The organism is Burkholderia sp. BCC1972, from assembly GCF_905339605.1.
Taxonomy (GTDB): Bacteria; Pseudomonadota; Gammaproteobacteria; order Burkholderiales; family Burkholderiaceae; genus Burkholderia.
This window is the reverse complement of record NZ_CAJPGH010000026.1, coordinates 1-16,688: the sequence shown is the minus strand read 5'-3', so window position 1 is coordinate 16,688 and position 16,688 is coordinate 1. Positions and strand designations below refer to the sequence as shown.

Below are 16,688 nucleotides of genomic sequence, written 5' to 3'. Positions count from 1 at the left end.
GTTTTCGGCGAGCAAAATCGCCCGGCCAAACAAAAAAGGGGCTCGGAAGAGCCCCGTTTTCGCTGCAGCGGCCGAGACTACCGGAACATCGCTGCAACTAACCACGCAGTGCTAATTTTGCAATTAGGCTGCAACGGCGGCTTTCACCTGCTTGACGATCGCAGCAAAAGCAGCCTTGTCGAACACCGCCATGTCGGCCAGGACCTTGCGGTCGAGTTCGATCGACGCCTTCTTCAGGCCGTTGATGAACACGCTGTAGGTCATGTCGTGCTGGCGAACTGCCGCGTTGATACGCGTGATCCACAGTGCGCGGAACACACGCTTCTTGTTGCGGCGGTCGCGGTACGCGTACTGACCAGCGCGCATCACCGCCTGCTTGGCGATGCGGTAGACGTTATTGCGGCGGCCGCGATAACCCTTGGCCAGGTTGATGATCTTCTTGTGGCGGGCCCGTGCGGTTACCCCACGTTTGACTCGAGGCATGTTTCTCTCCTTAGAGTATCAGTTGAGGGGTTACGCGAACGGCAGCATCGCGCGGACGGAGTTCAGATCGGAATCATGAACTGCCGTTGCGCCGCGCAGGTGACGCTTGTTCTTCGTGGTTTTCTTGGTCAGGATGTGACGCTTGAAGGCTTGACCGCGCTTGACGGTACCGCCCGGACGCACCACGAAGCGCTTTGCAGCGCTCTTCTTGGTCTTCATCTTAGGCATGACGAACAACTCCAGTTTATTAGATGGCGATGGGTGTGCGGTTGGCTTGCGCCCTTGACCCGCCCTTCGAAACCCAGTCCACTTGTGTACGGCGACCCGCTTGCGCAGCCGCCGTCATCGTTGGCACGCCGCCCTGACCGGGCAACGCGCCGAACCACTGTCGAACCAGCACGCGAAGCGCGCGGGCCCGTTACTTCTTTTTCTTCGGCGAGAGCACCATGATCATCTGGCGCCCTTCCATCTTCGGCATCTGCTCGACCTGGCCGACTTCCTCGAGATCCGTGCGCAGACGCTCGAGCATCCGCATACCGATTTCCTGGTGAGCCATTTCACGGCCGCGGAAACGCAACGTGATCTTCGTCTTGTCGCCTTCTTCGAGGAAGCGCACGAGATTGCGGAGCTTGACGTTGTAGTCACCGTCATCGGTACCCGGGCGGAACTTGACTTCCTTGACCTGGATGACCTTCTGCTTCAGCTTCGCTTCGTGCTGCTTCTTCGATTCCTGGTACTTGAACTTGCCGTAATCCATCAGACGGCAAACCGGGGGAACCGCTTGCGGCGCGATTTCCACCAGGTCAACATCCAGTTCTTCCGATTTACGGAAAGCATCAGCGAGTTTTACGATACCGAGCGGTTCGTTCTCGATCCCGACCAGACGCACTTCCGGCGCAGTGATTTCACCGTTGATGCGGTGCGACGACTTATCAGTAGCGATGTTACGTTTCCTCTAAAAATTAAAAAAACGAGCCGCGCTGCCAGGGCGGTTACTTGAACGAGCGCAGGTCTTCCTGCAGACGCTCAACGAAGGCTTCGACCGGCATTACGCCAAGGTCGACGCCGCCACGGGCACGCACGGCTACCGTTTGCGCATCACGCTCCTTATCGCCCACGACGAGGAGATAAGGCACCTTTTCCAGCGTGTGCTCGCGTATTTTATAGCTAATCTTCTCGTTGCGCAAATCGGCCGCCACTCTAACCCCTTGTTTTTGCAACGTTTGGGCCAGAGAGTGCGCATATTCGGCCTGACTTTCGGCGATATTCAGCACAATTGCCTGGAACGGCGCGAGCCAGACGGGCATTGCACCGGCATGGTGCTCGATCAAAATGCCGAGGAATCGCTCCATCGAACCGACGATTGCGCGGTGCAGCATCACCGGCCGGCGGCGGCTGTTGTCTTCCGCCACGTACTCGGCGCCGAGGCGCTCCGGCAGCACCATGTCGAGCTGCAGCGTGCCGCACTGCCACGAGCGGCCGAGCGCATCCTTGATGTGGTACTCGATCTTCGGGCCGTAGAACGCGCCCTCGCCCGGCAGCTCTTCCCACGTGAGGCCGCAGGCCGTCAGCGCGTCGCGCAGGCCCTGCTCGGCGCGATCCCACGTCTCGTCCGTGCCCGCGCGCTGCTCGGGGCGCAACGACAGCTTGATGTCGATGTGATCGAAACCGAAATCCTTGTACACGCTCATGGCCAGCGTGTTGAACGCGATCGATTCCGAGATGAACTGGTCTTCCGTACAGAAGATGTGCGCATCGTCCTGCACGAAGCCGCGCACGCGCATCAGGCCGTGCAGCGCGCCCGACGCCTCGTTGCGGTGGCACGAACCGAATTCCGCGTAACGCAGCGGCAGGTCGCGGTACGAACGCAGGCCGTGCTTGAACACCTGGACGTGGCCCGGGCAGTTCATCGGCTTGATCGCGTAGTCGCGCTTCTCCGACTCCGTCGTGAACATGTTCTCGCGGTAGTTCTGCCAGTGGCCCGACGCCTCCCACAGCGAGCGGTCCATGATCATCGGCGTCTTGATCTCGAGGTAGCCGGCGTCGTTCACGCGGCGGCGCATGTACTGCTCGACCTGCTGCCACAGCGCCCAGCCCTTCGGATGCCAGAACACCATGCCCGGCGACTCTTCCTGCATGTGGAACAGGTCGAGCTGCTTGCCCAGCTTGCGGTGGTCGCGCTTTTCCGCTTCCTCGAGCATGTGCAGGTATTGATCCTGGTCTTCCTTCTTCGTCCAGGCCGTACCGTAGATGCGCTGCAGCTGCTCGTTCTTCGAATCGCCGCGCCAGTACGCGCCCGCGACCTTCATCAGCTTGAAGACCTTCATCTTGCCGGTGGACGGCACGTGCGGGCCGCGACACAGATCGGTGAAGCCGCCGTGCGAGTACAGCTTGATTTCGTCGCTTTGCGGAATCGATTCGATGATCTCGGCCTTGTACTTCTCACCGATGCTGCGGAAGTAACCGGCCGCCTCGTCGCGCGACACGACGCGACGCGTCACGGGCTCGTCCTTCTTCGCGAGCTCCTGCATGCGCTTTTCGATCTTTTCCAGATCTTCCGGCGTAAATGGACGGTTGTACGAGAAGTCGTAATAGAAGCCGTTGTCGATCACCGGGCCGATCGTCACCTGCGCGTCCGGGTACAGATCCTTCACCGCATACGCGAGCAAGTGCGCGGTCGAGTGACGGATGATGTCGAGACCGTCGGCATCCTTGTCCGTGATGATCGCGAGCGACGCGTCGCGGTCGATCACCGTGGACGTGTCAACGAGCTCGCCATCGAGCTTGCCACCAAGCGCAGCCTTCGCAAGGCCGGGACCGATCGAGGCTGCAACCTCGGCAACTGTCACCGGATGCTCGTATTGTCGAACTGAGCCGTCAGGCAAGCGTATCGAAACCATAGCATTCTCCGTGATGCCGACAGTGGGCGGCAGACCAGGTACGCGCGATCAAAAAATCACGCGCAGAAATTTCGCGACAAAAAAAATGCGGCCCCGCTTTCGAGGGGCCGCATTCGATACTTCACTCAAACTGAAAGGGCGAAAACGTTCCTCGACTAGCGTCGCTCCGAAGTAGTTTCGGTCAACGTTCGCGGTGTCATAACCGTATTCGCCTTGTTCGCGTTGAGTTCTTTACTGCATCGAACACCCGGAGACCGGGCATTCTCAATTCGTTGGTAGGCTCGATTGGACTCGAACCAACGACCCCCACCATGTCAAGGTGGTGCTCTAACCAGCTGAGCTACGAGCCTAGAGAAGCTAAGATTATATGGAGCCGTTACGGGCTTGGCAAGTGTTTTTATGCGGTCGCAGCAAAATAACGGTGTTCCAACCCCACATCACGTCTTCCGCCCTGCCCGCACGACGCCCTGCACCTCGCCGAGCAGCGTGCACGCGCGCTGCACCTGCGCCGAGTTCGATACCTCGACCGTGAACTGCATGAACGCCGCATTGCGGCGACTCTGCGTCTTCACGCCCACCACGTTAATCTTCTCGCGGGCGAACACTTCGGAGATGTCGCGCAGCAACCCTTGCCGGTCGCTCGCCTCGATCATCAGGTCGACCGGATAGACGGACGCGCCGCGCCCGCCCAGCACGTCGGCCGACCAGGTCGTCTGCAGCACGCGCTCCGGTGCGCGCTCGACCATCCGGCGGAACGTCGGGCAATCGGTGCGGTGGATCGACATGCCCTTGCCGCGCGTGACGAACCCGCTGATCGGATCGGGCGGCGCCGGACGGCAGCACCGCGCCAGCTGGGTCAGCAGCGCATCGACGCCCACCACCAGCACGCCGGTCGACGCGCCGTGCGCGACGCTCGCGCCGCTGCCGCGCTTTTCGAAATCGGCGGGCGCCTCGGGCGCCGGCTCCGGCGGCGGCGCATCGGACAGCGCGTGCTCGACATTGCGCAGGCTGAACTCTTCCTTGCCGACGACCGAGAACAGCTCCTCGGGCGACTTGAAGCCGAGCTTCGCGGCGAGGTTGTCCAGGCTGACCGACGTCTTGCCTTCGCGCTGCAGCGTCTTCTCGACGAGCGCCCGGCCATGCGCGATGTTTTCTTCCTGCTCGATCGAGTTGAACCAGGCACGCACCTTCTGCCGCGCGCGCGGGCTCTTCAGGTAGCCGAGCTGCAGGTTCAGCCAGTCGCGCGACGGCCCGCCCTCCTTCACCGCGACGATCTCGACCGTCTGGCCGTTCGCGAGCGACGTGTTCAGCGGGACCATCACGCCGTCGACGCGCGCGCCGCGGCAGCGATGGCCGAGCTCGCTGTGCAGGTGATACGCGAAATCCACCGGCGTCGCGCCCTGCGGCAACGCGATCACGCGCGCCTGCGGCGTCAGCACGTAGATATGGTCGTCGTCGAGCGACGTCTCGCGCAATTGCGCCCACGCCTGGTCGCCCGACACCTCGGTGCCGTCCTCGACGTCGTCCTTCCACGCCAGCAACTGGCGCAGCCACGCGATCTTCTCGTCGTACTTGTCGCTCGCCGAGAACTGGCCGCCATAGCCGCGCGCACCGGCCTCCTTGTAGCGCCAGTGCGCGGCCACGCCGTACTCGGCGAAGCGGTGCATCTCCTGCGTGCGGATCTGCACCTCGAACGCGCGGCCGTCGTCGCCGATCACGACCGTATGCAGCGACTTGTAGCCGTTCGGCTTCGGCCGCGAGATGTAGTCGTCGAATTCCTTCGGCACCGGCTGCCACAGGTGATGCACGATGCCGAGCACCGCGTAGCAATCCTTGATGTCCGGCACGATCACGCGAAACGCGCGCACGTCGTACAGCTCGGAGAAATCGAGCTCCTTGCCGCGCATCTTGCGCCAGATGCTGTAGATATGTTTCGGCCGGCCGCTCACGTCGGCCTGGATGCTCGCTTCCGCGAGCTCGTGCTGCAGCCGCTCGATCGCCTGCGTGACGTACGCCTCGCGCTCGATGCGCTTCTCGTCGAGCAGCTTCGCGATCCGCTTGTAGGTGACGGGATCCTCGAAGCGGAACGCGAGATCCTCGAGCTCCCACTTCAGTTGCCAGATACCGAGACGGTTCGCGAGCGGCGCATAGATCTCGAGCGTCTCGCGCGCGACGTCGGGCGGCGGCTCGATCTTCGCGGCCGCGTAATAGCGCAGCGACTGTAACCGCGATGCGAGCCGGATCAGCACGACGCGGATGTCCTGCGCGAACGCGAGCAGCATCTTGCGCAGCGCTTCGATCTGCGTGCGCCGCTCTTCCGCCGCGTCGCGCCCCGTGTCGGGCCTGGCGTTCTGCGCGGCGCGCAGGCTGACGGTGCCTAGCCGCAACAGCTTGCGCACGTCGGACACGAGCCGCGCCACCTCTTCGCCGAAACGCTCGGTGAGCTCGCGCTCGGGGTCGCTCAGGTGCGGCGTCAGCACGAACAGCGCCGCGGCCTGCATCGCGGACGGGTCGACGTTCAGCGTGCGCATGATCGCCGCCGTGCCGGCCGAGTGATCGGCGAGCAACTCGCCCGACGACAGGCGTGCGTCGCCGGCCCGTTCGCGCACGAACGCCAGTACGTCGTCGAACGACGGTGCCGCGACGGGGGAAGCGGAAACGGACTCGGTCATTGCACGGCCTGGCGGAATGCGGTCATCGTCGGATAACGCTCAGCTCCGCTGCGCGGCGACGACCACGATCTCGACGAGCAGCGCGGGATCCGCGAGCTTCGCCTCGACGGTGGCGCGCGGCGGCGTGTTGCCGTGCGCGACCCATGCGTCCCATTCGGCATTCATGCCGTCGAAGTTCGCCAGATCCGAGATGTAGATCTGCACCGACAGCAGATGGGCCTTGTCGCTGTTCGCTTCGGCGAGCAGGCGGTCGATGTGGCCGAGCACTTCGCGCGTCTGGCCCCTGATGTCCTGCGTGGTGTCTTCGGCGATCTGGCCGGCCAGATACACGGTACCGTTGTGGATCGCGGTTTCGGAGAGACGGGCCCCGACGTGGTGACGAATGACTGCCATGGAATGTTCCGCTCGTGATGGGTAAGGAATCGTTCGGCGGCCCGGCCCGCGTGCCGCCGAACCGCATATTATGACGCGTTTATGCGTCGCCTTCGACGAAAAACCGTCGTGCAAGCGCAATCTGGTCGGCGCTGATGAACGCCGGCGCGTGGCCCGCACCCGGAATCTCGGCGTGCGTCACATGCCGGCCGCGACGCACCATGTCGGCCACCGTCTCGCGCGACAGCAGGTCGGACGTCTCGCCGCGCACGACGAGCAGCGACGCATCCGTCGTCTCGATCGCATGCCACAGCGCGGCTTCGCCGAGCGCGGCCAGTTCGGGCGTCGTCGCCTTGAACGGCTCGGCGATGCGCGGATCGTAGCGCATCGTCCAGCCGCCCTCGGGCAGCTCGCGCAGCAACGGCCCGTTGATCTCGCGCCATTCGTCGGCAGTCAGCGCGCCGAACGGCAGCGACAGCGACGTCAGATAGTCGATGGCCTCCTGCTCGGTATCGAAGCGCGGCTGCACGCCGAGGTATTCGCCGATGCGCGTGAGCGAATCGGGCTCGATGCGCGGACCGACGTCGTTGACGATCATCCGGCGCAGCGGCGAACCGGGCAGCCCCGCGAGCGCCATGCCGATCAGGCCGCCCATCGACGTGCCGAACCAGTCGACCGATTCGACGTCGAGCCGCGCAATCAGCGTCACCATGTCGGCCACGTACTGCGGAATCGCATAGAGCCGCGGGTCGGCCAGCCGATCCGACCGGCCGCGCCCGACGATGTCGGGGCACACGACGCGATACGTATCGGACAGCGCGGCGGCCAGCCGGTCGAAATCGCGCCCCGAGCGGGTCAGGCCGTGCACGCAGACGAGCACGCGCGGGTTGGCGGGATCGCCCCACTCGGTATAGGCGACATGGTGAAGGCCGGCCGCGCTCGCACACTGCACGCGCCGCTGGCGGGGAACCGGAGGATTCGCTGGGGTCGTTGGCATCGTTGGCATCCTGTGGAGAACGGGGGCGACGCGCGGGGCAACGCTTGCGACGCCCGATGCAAACGATTGTAAACCGCTTCGCAACGACGAGCCGCCACGCGGCCGGCCCATCTCCCGAGGCGGATTCAATCGTTGCGGCGCCAGGCGCCCCGCAATTGCTCGCGCAGGAAATCGACGAATGTCCGCACGCGCAACGGCACGTGACGGCCGCCGGGATAGACGGCATGCAGCGGTGCCGCGGACGCCGCGAACGCCGGCAGCACGCGCACGAGCCGACCGGCATCGAGATCGGCGTCGACATCCCAGATCGACTTCAACGCAATGCCCGCGCCCTCGAGCGCCAGCGTGCGCGCCGCGCCGCCGTCGTTCGTCAGCAGCGCGGCCGTCACCTCGACCGCCACGCCGCCTTGAGCGCCATCGAACCGCCATTCGGCACGCGGCTGGTCGCCCATCACGATGCATCGATGCGCACGGAGTTCGGCCGGATGGACCGGCAGCCCGTGCGCCGCCAGATAGCCCGGCGACGCACACAGCACGCGATGATTCGGCGCCAGCTCGCGCGCGATCATCGTCGAATCGGCAAGATTGCCGATCCGCACGGCGACGTCGATGTCGGCTGCGAGCAGATCGACGACGGTATCGGTCAGCACCAGTTGCACGGTCAATTGCGGATGTCGCTGCTGAAATGCCGCCACGAGCGGCGCGATCCGCAAGCGGCCGAGCTCGCCGGGCGCCGTCACGCGCAGTACACCGCTGACCGTGCCGCGACGATCGCGCATCAGCGTTTCGGCGCGGTCAACCTCCTCCAGGATGCGCAGCACCTGCGCGTGAAACTGCGCGCCGTCATCGGTCAGCGTTTGCTGTCGTGTCGTCCGGTGCAGCAGGCGGACGCCGAGCCGCGACTCCAAGTGCGCGAGCCGCTTGCTGACGACTGACAACGACAGGTCGAGTTCGCGCGCCGCCGCCGACAGACTGCCGGCCGCCACGATCCTCGCGAAGGTATCGAGCGCCGGGAAATCGTCGATCAGCATCCTGGCCACCATCTCATCCGAATCTTTCCTTTTTTCGAAGAATCCATTCGCCATTCGCCCGTATTTGCATGCAGAACGGAAACCTACCATACCTGTTCCGCGTCGTCGCCCGACGCCCCTCACAGGACCTCCGAAACCATGTCGATCCGCTTTCGTTCGGCCACCGGCCCAATCGCACACGCATTGGCGGCGGCCGCTTGCGCCGTTGCGCTCTGGCCAGCCGCGTCGCGTGCTGCCGATCTCGTCGCGCCGCACAACCTGACCGTCGCGGCAGGCTTGCCGGCCGCGCAGGCCCGTGCGCAAATTCTGGCCGCGCGCCGCTACGGCACCTTCTGGAATACCGGCGATCCCGCCCTCGCCCGCACGGCACTCGCCGCCGACTTCACCGACCGAACGCTGCCACCCGGCCGCGAACAAGGGCTGCCGGGGCCGCTCGCGGCGTCCGGCACGATGCGCGGCGCGATCCCGGATCTGCGCTGCGACATCGAACAGATGATCGTCGCGGGCGACCGTGTCGTCGTGCACCTGCATTTTCGCGGACATTTCACCGGCACCTTCAACGGAACGGCCGGGCATGGACAGGCGATCGACTTCATCGCGACCGATATCTACCGGATCGACCACGGCCGGATCGCGGAAAACTGGCACATCGAGGACAACCTGACGTTGCTGCGTCAGCTTGGACTCGTCGGCTGACGGAGGGAACGATGCCCCACGGAAACGACGAACGCCCGACGCCCCTGCCGCGCCGCACGTTCCTGGTCCAGGCCGGTGCCGGACTGGCGACCGGCATCGCGCTGGCGGCCGGCGCCTCCCTGCCCGCAACCGCCGCGCCGACGCCGGCGCCCACCGCACCGGGGGCCGCGCCGTTCTGGCCGGACGACACACGCCTCGCGATCTCGATCTCGATGCAGTTCGAAGCGGGCGGACAGCCGCCCACGGGCGCGGACAGCCCGTTCCCGGCCGTCGCGTTCCCGCCGTCGGTGCCGGTCGATCTCGCGTCGGCCACCTGGTTCGCGTATGGCTACCGGGAAGGCATTCCGCGCCTGCTCGACCTGTGGGACCGACACGGCGTGAAAGTCACGTCGCACATGATCGGGGAAGCCGCGCGCCGGCACCCCGAACTGGCACGTGAAATCGTGTCGCGCGGCCACGAAGCTGCCGCACACGGCCCGACGTGGCGCGCACAATTCGCGATGAGCCGCGACGAAGAGCGTCGCTTCCTGACCGAAGCACGCGACATGGTCGAATCGGTGACCGGCCAGCGCCCAACCGGCTACAACTGCAACTGGCTGCGGCGCGGACCGCATACGTTGCCGCTGCTGCAGGAACTCGGCTACACCTATCACATCGACGACGTCAGTCGGGACGAACCGTTCATCGAGACCGTCGGCGGTCGCGATTTCGCGGTGGTTCCGTACACGCTGCGCAACAACGACATCCTGCTGATCGAAGGTCGCAACTATTCGCCGACGATGTTCCTCGAGCAGATCAAGCTCGATTTCGACCAGTTGTACGCGGAAGCCGGGCAGCGGCGCAGACTGATGTCGATCAGTGCGCATGACCGGATCAGCGGCACGCCGCAGATGGTCCGCGCGTGGGACGCGTTCCTGCACTACGCGCGATCACACCCGGGCGTCGCCTTCATGCGCAAGGACGACATTGCGCGCTTCGCCCTGCACAGCCCGTCGACGCTGCGCGAAACCGAAACGATCTGACGGGATTCCCATCAACACTCACCCAGGAAAGACACTCATGAATGATCTGCTTCACGGAAAGAAAGTCCTCGTCGTCGGAGGCAGCTCCGGCATCGGCGCCGCCACGGCGGCAGCATTCGCGCGACGCGGCGCGCTAGTGACGATCGCCTCGCGCCACCCGGGCAGGCCCGACGTCGACGCCATGCCAGCCGCGCACGTGCGGCGCGAAACGCTCGACATCACGAATACGACGGACGTCGACGCCTTCTGCGCGCGTGCCGGCGAGTTCGACCACGTCGTGATCTCGGCCGCGAAGACGGCCACGGGCCCGGTCCGTGCACTGCCGCTTGCCGATGCGCAGGCGGCGATGGACAGCAAGTTCTGGGGCGCATACCGCATCGCCCGCGCGATCGATATCGCGCCCGGCGGTTCGCTGACGTTCGTATCCGGCTACCTGAGTGTGCGGCCGAGCGCGTCGTCGGTCCTACAGGGGGCGATCAATGCGGCGCTCGAAGCCCTCGCCCGCGGCCTGGCACTCGAGCTGGCGCCGGTTCGCGTGAATACCGTATCGCCCGGCCTGATCGCAACGCCGCTGTGGGAGAAGCTCGCACCCGACGCACGCGACGCGATGTATGCAGGCGCCGCACAGCGGCTTCCGGCACGCAGGGTCGGCCAGCCGGAGGATGTCGCGAATGCGATCCTGTATCTGGCGGCAACGCCTTATGCGACCGGTTCGACGGTACTGATCGACGGCGGCGGCGCGATCGCGTGACGCATGCACTCGCGAAAAAACACCCCGCGCACGCACCGGCTCGTCATGGCCGTGCGTTCGCGACGACGCGACTACTTCTGCACGACCGCACCGATGCTCGCGCCGACCACGCACAGCGTGCCGGCGATCTGCAGCGCACTCATCGGCTGCGCCAGCACGACGAAACCGATCACGGCAGCGATCGCGGGCTCGGCGCTCATCAGGATGCCGAACGCCGACGCGCTCATCCGCCGCAGGGCGATCAGCTCGAGCACGTAGGGAAACAGCGGGACCAGCACCGCCAGATATGCGGCATCGACCAGTTGCCCGGCCGGCAGATGGCCGCCGCTTTGCGCAAGCCCGAACGGCGTCGTGACGAGCGCGGCCACGATCAGCGACGTGGCGAGCCCCTGCAATCCGTCGAACAACGTACCGACGCGCTTCATCAACAGGATATAGGCGGCCCAGCCGAGCGCCGAACCGACCGGAAAGACCAGCGCGGCGGGCGCCGTCACCCACATGCCGTCCTGCCGCGCCAGCAACAGCACGCCCGCCAGTGCCAGCACGGGCCATACGAGCATCGCCGGCCTGCGCACGCCGACGGCGGCGACCGCCAGCGGCCCGAGAAAGTTGATCGCCACCGCGAGCCCGAGCGGCACGCGGCGCACGGCTTCGAAGAAGCACAGCGTCATCACGGCCATCGCACTGCCGAGCGCGACGGCCGCAATCCAGCGTTGCCGCGAATAAGTGCGAAGCGGCGGCCGCACGACAACCGCGAGCGCGAGCGCAGCGAAACAGAGCCGCAACCAGGTTGTGCTTACGGTGCCGTACTCGATCGTCGCCGGCCTCGACAGCGCCGCGCCGAGCTGCACGCTGCACATCGACGCGACCGCCAGCAGCGGCGCGACCGCGTTCGCGAATGGGGCAGCCGTGCGCGCGACACCACCCGGCCGTACCGTACTCGATTCCTCGCTCATTCGACCGCTCCAGATCAGTGACACGCCGATGCTAACCGCGGCCGCGCGCCTGATATAAGCTGATAATTCTTATGTCTGCATCAGGAAAATTGATGATCCGCGATCTCGACAGCACGCTGCTGCGCACGTTCGTCACCGTGATCGAAACCGGCAGCGTCAGCGCGGCGGCAATGGTGCTGCATCGCACGCAGGCCGCCGTCAGCATGGCGCTGCGCCGGCTCGAGGAAGAAGTCGGCCAGCGCCTGCTCGAACGCTCGCCGCGCGGCGTGACGCCGACGGCGGCGGGCAGCGTGCTGCTGCCGTATGCGCACGAGCTCCTCGGCATCGGGCTCGCCGCCCGCGCCGCGCTCACCGCGGGCGACATTTCCGGCACCGTCCGGCTCGGCATTCTCGAGGACATCGCCGTCGGGCATCTGCCGCACGCGCTGCGGCAGTTCGCAGCGTCGTTTCCGAACGTCGCGCTCGAGATCGTCGTCGATACGAGCCCGGTGCTGTCGCAGCGACTCGCGGCCAATGCGCTCGATTTCGTGATCGGCGATCCCGCACTGATCCGCGCCGAGCCGCTCACGACGTGGCGGCATCCGCTGCGCTGGGCCGCCGCGCACACCGCGCCCCGGCTTCCGACGGACGAAGCGGTGCCCATCGTCGCATTCGGCGGTGCGTGCCCGTGGCAGGACAGGCTGTTCGCGACGTTGCGCGAGGCCGGCCGCGCGTGGCGCGTCATCTGCACCAGCACGAGCCTGTCCGCGATCCAGTCGGCGGTCGAGGCCGGCCTCGGCATCTCGGTGCTGCTGGACTGGAACGTGCGTCGCGACACGATGCGCGCGCTCGATCCACAGGCAGCCGGACTGCCGGCCCCGCCCGCCGCCGATTTCGGGCTGTTCAGCCACGCGGATACCGGCGATCGCACGTCGGCGGCCGCGACGCTACAGCGCTTCCTGTTTCATGCGCTGCAGTTGGGTTCGCCCGGCGAGCCCCCATCCGCAACCGGGCGCGCCGGCGAATCGTTGCGGGCCGCCGTCTGACGCCGGCGCGGCCTGTCGCGCCGGCCGCCCATGCAAACGCCCCGCATACCTTCCGGCATGCGGGGCGTATCGGGACGAACGACGACTCAGGCTACCGCGCTCACGTCGAGCGGCGCGCCCGTCTTCGCCTGGATCTCGTCGGCGCTCACGCCGTCGGCGAGTTCGAGGACCTTCAGGCCGGCCGGCGTCACTTCGATCACGCCGAGATCGGTGATGATCAGGTCGACCACGCCGACACCCGTCAGCGGCAGGTTGCATTCTTCGAGGATCTTGTGCTGGTCGCCCTTCGCGACATGCTCCATCAGCACGACGACACGCCCTACGCCCGCGACGAGGTCCATCGCGCCGCCCATCCCCTTGATCATCTTGCCGGGGATCATCCAGTTCGCGAGGTCGCCCTGCTTGCTGACCTGCATCGCGCCGAGGATCGCGAGGTTGATGTGGCCGCCGCGAATCATCGCGAACGAATCGGCCGACGAGAAGATCGACGAGCCCGGCAGCGTCGTGACGGTCTGCTTGCCGGCATTGATGAGATCGGCGTCGACTTCGTCCTCGGTCGGCGACGGGCCGATGCCGAGCAGGCCGTTTTCCGACTGCAGCCACACCTCGACGCCTTCCGGCACGTGGTTGGCCACGAGCGTCGGCAAGCCGATGCCGAGGTTCACGTAGAAGCCGTCCTGCAGTTCCTTCGCCGCGCGCGCGGCCATCTGGTCACGATTCCAGGCCATGTCAGTCTCCTTTCGCGCGTACGACGCGTTGTTCGATGCGTTTTTCAGGCGTCGCGTTCAGCACGATGCGCTGCACGAAAATCCCCGGCGTGTGGACCTGGTCCGGATCGAGCGTGCCGTTCTCGACGATCTCCTCGACTTCCACCACGGTGATCTTGCCGGCCATCGCGCACATCGGGTTGAAGTTGCGCGCCGTGCGGCGGTAGATCAGGTTGCCGGACTTGTCGGCCTTCCACGCCTTCACGAGCGCGACGTCGGCCGTCAGCGACGGCTCGAGCACGTAGTGACGGTCGCCGAACTGGCGCGTTTCCTTGCCTTCCGCGATCACGGTGCCGTAGCCGGTATTCGTGAAGAAGGCGGGGATGCCGGCGCCGCCCGCGCGCAGCTTCTCGGCGAGCGTGCCTTGCGGCGTGAATTCGAGCTCGAGTTCGCCGGCCAGGTACTGGCGCTCGAACTCCTTGTTCTCGCCGACGTACGACGAGATCATCTTCCTGATCTGGCGCGTTTCCAGCAGCAGGCCGAGGCCGAAACCGTCGACGCCCGCGTTGTTGCTGATGCAGGTGATGCCCTTGACGGCCGAGTCGCGCAACGCCGCGATCAGTGCCTCCGGAATCCCGCACAGGCCGAAGCCGCCCACCGCGAAGGTCTGTCCGTCGCGGACGATCCCTTCCAGCGCGGCAGCCGCGCTTGGATAGACTTTGTTCATCAGTTGTCCCTTCCTCTATGGAAACCAGCAAAACCGGTTCACGCGCCCAGTTGGACCGCAAGCCCGCCGCATCATTCTATGCATGCGCGGCAATGCCTGCGTCGAAGCACGCTGTTTTTATGTCGCGGCAAACCACCGCGAGATGCCTGAAAGGGTACGATGCGGCACGGATGCGGCACAATACGCAAAAATACATAAGCGTTTGCCTCCGCTTGCCTGCGCCATGCCCGCTCTCGATTACCAGACTGCCTTCCACCTCGCGCCGCTCGGCCTCGTGCTGTCGCGCGACCGCGTGATCGAGGATTGCAACGACGCGCTCGCGTCGATCTTCCGCTGCGCGCGGGCCGACCTGATCGGAAAGTCGTACGAGGTGCTCTACCCGTCGACGGACGAATTCCAGCGCATCGGCGAGCGCATCGCGCGCGTGATGGCCGCGAACGGCATCTACTCGGATGACAGGATCATGAAGCGCGCGGACAGCGAGCTGTTCTGGTGCCACGTGACGGGCCGCGCGCTCGACCGCACCGCGCCGCTCGCGGCTGGCGTGTGGACCTTCGAGGACCTGAGCGCGACGCGCCGCGTCGCCGTCGAGCTGACCCCGCGCGAGCGCGAGATCGCCGCGCAGCTCGCCACCGGCAAGACCAGCAAGCAGATCGGGCGCGTGCTCGAGATCAGTTCGCGCACGGTCGACATCTACCGCGCACGGCTGATGCGCAAATACGGCACGAACAACACGCCCGAACTGCTGCAGCGTCTGCTCGGGCAGTGAAAGCCCGCCGCGTGGCGGCGTCCGAATGAAGATCGGCCGCGCTGGGCGGCCGAATCGGATGACTCCGGGTAAGACAGGCATGGCGGCTCACCGGCGCCGGCGCCGGTCTCGCCGACCCGGCGCTCAGTCGATTTTGGTCGCGAGTGCGCGCTCGATCGTGTCGCGCAGCAGTTGCGGCAGTTCCACCGACTTGCCGAGCGCGTAGTCGACCCACACGCAGCGCGCCTTGCCGCGCGCATAGACGTGCTGCGGATCATCCGCGCGCGTGAGCTCGAAGCCGGTGTCGAAGCTGCTCCGGCCAGGCTTCGCGGCCGACATCTTCGCGATCACGTCGCCCGGATAGTGCAGCTGCTTGAGAAATTCCATCGACGCCGTGACGATGACGGGCCCCTGCCCTTCGCCGTTGCCGCCGGCAATGCCGAGCTCCTCGAACCACGAGATCCGCGCCTGCTCCATGTAGCGGAAATAGACCGTGTTGTTCACATGGCCGAACGCGTCCATGTCGCCCCAGCGGATCGGCATCGACATCTCAAATACAGGGGAGTAATCGCTTGTTGCGCTCATTGCAGTCTTCTTTGTTGCTGAATGTCATCCGCTCAGGCGAGGCCGAAGCCGTCGTCGGCAGAGATAATCGAGCCGTTGATGAACTGCGACTCGTCGGCCGCGAGCAGCAACAACAGCCCGTCGAGATCCTGCGGCTTGCCGACGCGCTTGCGCGGCAGCATCGACTGCAGCTTCTGGCCCTGCTCGGTTTCCCACAGGTAATGATTGATTTCGGTATCGATATAGCCCGGACAGATCGCATTGACGTTGATCCCGTGGCGCCCCCACTCGAGCGCCATCGCGCGCGTCATCTGCACGACCGCGGCCTTGCTCATCGCGTACAGCCCGATCTGCGGGAACACCCGCAGCCCTGCCACCGACGCGATGTTGATGATCCGGCACGGCGGCTTGCCGTTGCCGCTGCCGTTCGCGCGCATGATCATCCGCTTCGCCACTTCCTGCGCGACGAAAAATGCGCCGCGCGTGTTGGTGTCGAACACGAACTCGAAATCGGCCGGCGTGACGTCGACGAGCTTCTGCATCGTCGAGACGCCCGAATTGTTCACGAGGATGTCGATCGTGCCGGCTTCCGTCTCGGCATGCGCGACCGCCGCCTTGATGCTCTGGACGTCGGTGACGTCGAGCGACACGACGTGCGCGGCGCCGCCGGCCGCCTCGATCTCCGCGCGCAGTTCCTTCAGGCGCTCGACGCGGCGGCTCGCGAGCACGACCTTCGCGCCAGCCTGCGACAGCACCTGCGCAAAGCGCTGCCCGAGGCCGCTCGACGCGCCCGTGACCAGCGCAACCTTGCCTTCCAGATTGATCGACCGACCCATTTGCACATCCCCTTTCGATGTCGTTTCGCCAGCCCGGGCGGCACAGCCCGGGCGACATTACCCTAGCACAAAAATAGAACGATCGTGCTAATCTAGCCGCATGTTGTTGCGGCAAGCGTTTCGTTTCGCAGACAATACGCTCCCGAATAAAAGCATTCTAACGGTTAGAGGAACGCCAATGACCCCCGCAAGCCTCATCGA

Annotated in this window: 18 protein-coding genes and 1 tRNA gene; 5 read left to right on the top strand and 14 right to left on the bottom strand. The window is 65.5% G+C overall.

All coding sequences use genetic code 11. The features are described from left to right. Window positions 1-123: 123 nt before the first annotated feature. From rplT to U5798_RS28925, 9 genes are all read right to left on the bottom strand, one after another. The gene (gene rplT, locus U5798_RS28965; RefSeq protein WP_004192938.1) at window positions 124-483 is read right to left on the bottom strand and encodes a 50S ribosomal protein L20; all 360 of its coding nucleotides are present in this window, start codon (window positions 481-483) and stop codon (window positions 124-126) included. Window positions 484-513: 30 nt separating this feature from the next. Continuing rightward, a complete protein-coding gene (rpmI, locus tag U5798_RS28960) occupies window positions 514-711 on the bottom strand; it encodes a 50S ribosomal protein L35 (protein ID WP_004191477.1) in 198 nt (65 codons plus the stop codon). 190 nt (window positions 712-901) lie between these two features. Beyond that, a complete protein-coding gene (gene infC, locus U5798_RS28955) occupies window positions 902-1,426 on the bottom strand; it encodes a translation initiation factor IF-3 (RefSeq protein ID WP_071734130.1) in 525 nt (174 codons plus the stop codon). A 49-nt stretch (window positions 1,427-1,475) separates the two neighbouring features. Then, complete coding sequence (thrS, locus tag U5798_RS28950; RefSeq protein ID WP_124454797.1) at window positions 1,476-3,383, bottom strand: threonine--tRNA ligase; 1,908 nt, start codon at window positions 3,381-3,383, stop codon at window positions 1,476-1,478. Window positions 3,384-3,656: 273 nt separating this feature from the next. Beyond that, window positions 3,657-3,733 (bottom strand) — tRNA-Val (locus tag U5798_RS28945). A gap of 87 nt (window positions 3,734-3,820) precedes the next feature. Next, the gene (locus tag U5798_RS28940; protein WP_322083947.1) at window positions 3,821-6,055 is read right to left on the bottom strand and encodes a bifunctional (p)ppGpp synthetase/guanosine-3',5'-bis(diphosphate) 3'-pyrophosphohydrolase; all 2,235 of its coding nucleotides are present in this window, start codon (window positions 6,053-6,055) and stop codon (window positions 3,821-3,823) included. A 39-nt stretch (window positions 6,056-6,094) separates the two neighbouring features. Further along, window positions 6,095-6,448 carry a RidA family protein gene (locus U5798_RS28935; protein WP_124454793.1) on the bottom strand — a complete coding sequence of 118 codons (354 nt, stop codon included), beginning with the start codon at window positions 6,446-6,448 and terminating at the stop codon, window positions 6,095-6,097. Window positions 6,449-6,527: 79 nt separating this feature from the next. Continuing rightward, complete coding sequence (locus tag U5798_RS28930; protein ID WP_322083946.1) at window positions 6,528-7,424, bottom strand: alpha/beta hydrolase; 897 nt, start codon at window positions 7,422-7,424, stop codon at window positions 6,528-6,530. A 125-nt stretch (window positions 7,425-7,549) separates the two neighbouring features. Then, on the bottom strand, window positions 7,550-8,455 hold the full coding sequence (locus tag U5798_RS28925; RefSeq protein ID WP_124455034.1) for a LysR family transcriptional regulator: 906 nt from the start codon (window positions 8,453-8,455) through the stop codon (window positions 7,550-7,552). A gap of 138 nt (window positions 8,456-8,593) precedes the next feature. On the opposite strand from U5798_RS28925, the gene U5798_RS28920 reads away from it, so the two are divergent. The 3 genes from U5798_RS28920 to U5798_RS28910 are packed head-to-tail and all read left to right on the top strand — an operon-like array spanning window position 8,594 to window position 10,924. Next, window positions 8,594-9,151, top strand: a complete 558-nt coding sequence (locus tag U5798_RS28920; protein ID WP_124454789.1) for an ester cyclase — start codon at window positions 8,594-8,596, stop codon at window positions 9,149-9,151. Window positions 9,152-9,162: 11 nt separating this feature from the next. Next, window positions 9,163-10,173 (top strand): polysaccharide deacetylase family protein, encoded by a 1,011-nt coding sequence (locus U5798_RS28915; protein ID WP_322083945.1) that lies wholly within the window; start codon window positions 9,163-9,165, stop codon window positions 10,171-10,173. A gap of 37 nt (window positions 10,174-10,210) precedes the next feature. Continuing rightward, window positions 10,211-10,924, top strand: coding sequence for an SDR family oxidoreductase (locus U5798_RS28910; RefSeq protein WP_322083944.1), 714 nt, complete (start codon window positions 10,211-10,213; stop codon window positions 10,922-10,924). A gap of 71 nt (window positions 10,925-10,995) precedes the next feature. On the opposite strand, the gene U5798_RS28905 is transcribed toward U5798_RS28910, so the two are convergent. After that, window positions 10,996-11,880 (bottom strand): EamA family transporter, encoded by an 885-nt coding sequence (locus U5798_RS28905; protein WP_124454783.1) that lies wholly within the window; start codon window positions 11,878-11,880, stop codon window positions 10,996-10,998. A gap of 92 nt (window positions 11,881-11,972) precedes the next feature. On the opposite strand from U5798_RS28905, the gene U5798_RS28900 reads away from it, so the two are divergent. Next, a complete protein-coding gene (locus U5798_RS28900; RefSeq protein WP_322083943.1) occupies window positions 11,973-12,905 on the top strand; it encodes a LysR family transcriptional regulator in 933 nt (310 codons plus the stop codon). Between the two features lie 86 nt (window positions 12,906-12,991). Here the strand turns inward: U5798_RS28900 and U5798_RS28895 are convergent, their stop codons facing one another. After that, window positions 12,992-13,633 carry a CoA transferase subunit B gene (locus U5798_RS28895; RefSeq protein ID WP_006476194.1) on the bottom strand — a complete coding sequence of 214 codons (642 nt, stop codon included), beginning with the start codon at window positions 13,631-13,633 and terminating at the stop codon, window positions 12,992-12,994. Window position 13,634: 1 nt separating this feature from the next. Further along, window positions 13,635-14,339, bottom strand: coding sequence for a CoA transferase subunit A (locus U5798_RS28890; RefSeq protein WP_124454781.1), 705 nt, complete (start codon window positions 14,337-14,339; stop codon window positions 13,635-13,637). 223 nt (window positions 14,340-14,562) lie between these two features. On the opposite strand from U5798_RS28890, the gene U5798_RS28885 reads away from it, so the two are divergent. Then, a complete protein-coding gene (locus U5798_RS28885) occupies window positions 14,563-15,108 on the top strand; it encodes a LuxR C-terminal-related transcriptional regulator (RefSeq protein WP_322083942.1) in 546 nt (181 codons plus the stop codon). 123 nt (window positions 15,109-15,231) lie between these two features. On the opposite strand, the gene U5798_RS28880 is transcribed toward U5798_RS28885, so the two are convergent. Both U5798_RS28880 and U5798_RS28875 read right to left on the bottom strand, forming a co-directional pair. Then, window positions 15,232-15,672 (bottom strand): acyl-CoA thioesterase, encoded by a 441-nt coding sequence (locus U5798_RS28880; protein WP_124454777.1) that lies wholly within the window; start codon window positions 15,670-15,672, stop codon window positions 15,232-15,234. Window positions 15,673-15,704: 32 nt separating this feature from the next. Continuing rightward, window positions 15,705-16,487, bottom strand: a complete 783-nt coding sequence (locus U5798_RS28875) for an SDR family oxidoreductase (protein ID WP_124454775.1) — start codon at window positions 16,485-16,487, stop codon at window positions 15,705-15,707. Window positions 16,488-16,688 lie beyond the last annotated feature (201 nt).

Excerpts from the sequence above, each read along its gene's own strand:
- rplT (WP_004192938.1), bottom strand. The coding sequence starts at position 483 with ATGCCTCGAGTCAAACGTGGGGTAACCGCACGGGCCCGCCACAAGAAG.
- rpmI (WP_004191477.1), bottom strand. The coding sequence starts at position 711 with ATGCCTAAGATGAAGACCAAGAAGAGCGCTGCAAAGCGCTTCGTGGTG.
- thrS (WP_124454797.1), bottom strand. The coding sequence starts at position 3,383 with ATGGTTTCGATACGCTTGCCTGACGGCTCAGTTCGACAATACGAGCAT.
- U5798_RS28940 (WP_322083947.1), bottom strand. The coding sequence starts at position 6,055 with ATGACCGAGTCCGTTTCCGCTTCCCCCGTCGCGGCACCGTCGTTCGAC.
- U5798_RS28935 (WP_124454793.1), bottom strand. The coding sequence starts at position 6,448 with ATGGCAGTCATTCGTCACCACGTCGGGGCCCGTCTCTCCGAAACCGCG.
- U5798_RS28930 (WP_322083946.1), bottom strand. The coding sequence starts at position 7,424 with ATGCCAACGACCCCAGCGAATCCTCCGGTTCCCCGCCAGCGGCGCGTG.
- U5798_RS28925 (WP_124455034.1), bottom strand. The coding sequence starts at position 8,455 with ATGCTGATCGACGATTTCCCGGCGCTCGATACCTTCGCGAGGATCGTG.
- U5798_RS28920 (WP_124454789.1), top strand. The coding sequence starts at position 8,594 with ATGTCGATCCGCTTTCGTTCGGCCACCGGCCCAATCGCACACGCATTG.
- U5798_RS28915 (WP_322083945.1), top strand. The coding sequence starts at position 9,163 with ATGCCCCACGGAAACGACGAACGCCCGACGCCCCTGCCGCGCCGCACG.
- U5798_RS28910 (WP_322083944.1), top strand. The coding sequence starts at position 10,211 with ATGAATGATCTGCTTCACGGAAAGAAAGTCCTCGTCGTCGGAGGCAGC.
- U5798_RS28905 (WP_124454783.1), bottom strand. The coding sequence starts at position 11,880 with ATGAGCGAGGAATCGAGTACGGTACGGCCGGGTGGTGTCGCGCGCACG.
- U5798_RS28900 (WP_322083943.1), top strand. The coding sequence starts at position 11,973 with ATGATCCGCGATCTCGACAGCACGCTGCTGCGCACGTTCGTCACCGTG.
- U5798_RS28895 (WP_006476194.1), bottom strand. The coding sequence starts at position 13,633 with ATGGCCTGGAATCGTGACCAGATGGCCGCGCGCGCGGCGAAGGAACTG.
- U5798_RS28890 (WP_124454781.1), bottom strand. The coding sequence starts at position 14,339 with ATGAACAAAGTCTATCCAAGCGCGGCTGCCGCGCTGGAAGGGATCGTC.
- U5798_RS28885 (WP_322083942.1), top strand. The coding sequence starts at position 14,563 with ATGCCCGCTCTCGATTACCAGACTGCCTTCCACCTCGCGCCGCTCGGC.
- U5798_RS28880 (WP_124454777.1), bottom strand. The coding sequence starts at position 15,672 with ATGAGCGCAACAAGCGATTACTCCCCTGTATTTGAGATGTCGATGCCG.
- U5798_RS28875 (WP_124454775.1), bottom strand. The coding sequence starts at position 16,487 with ATGGGTCGGTCGATCAATCTGGAAGGCAAGGTTGCGCTGGTCACGGGC.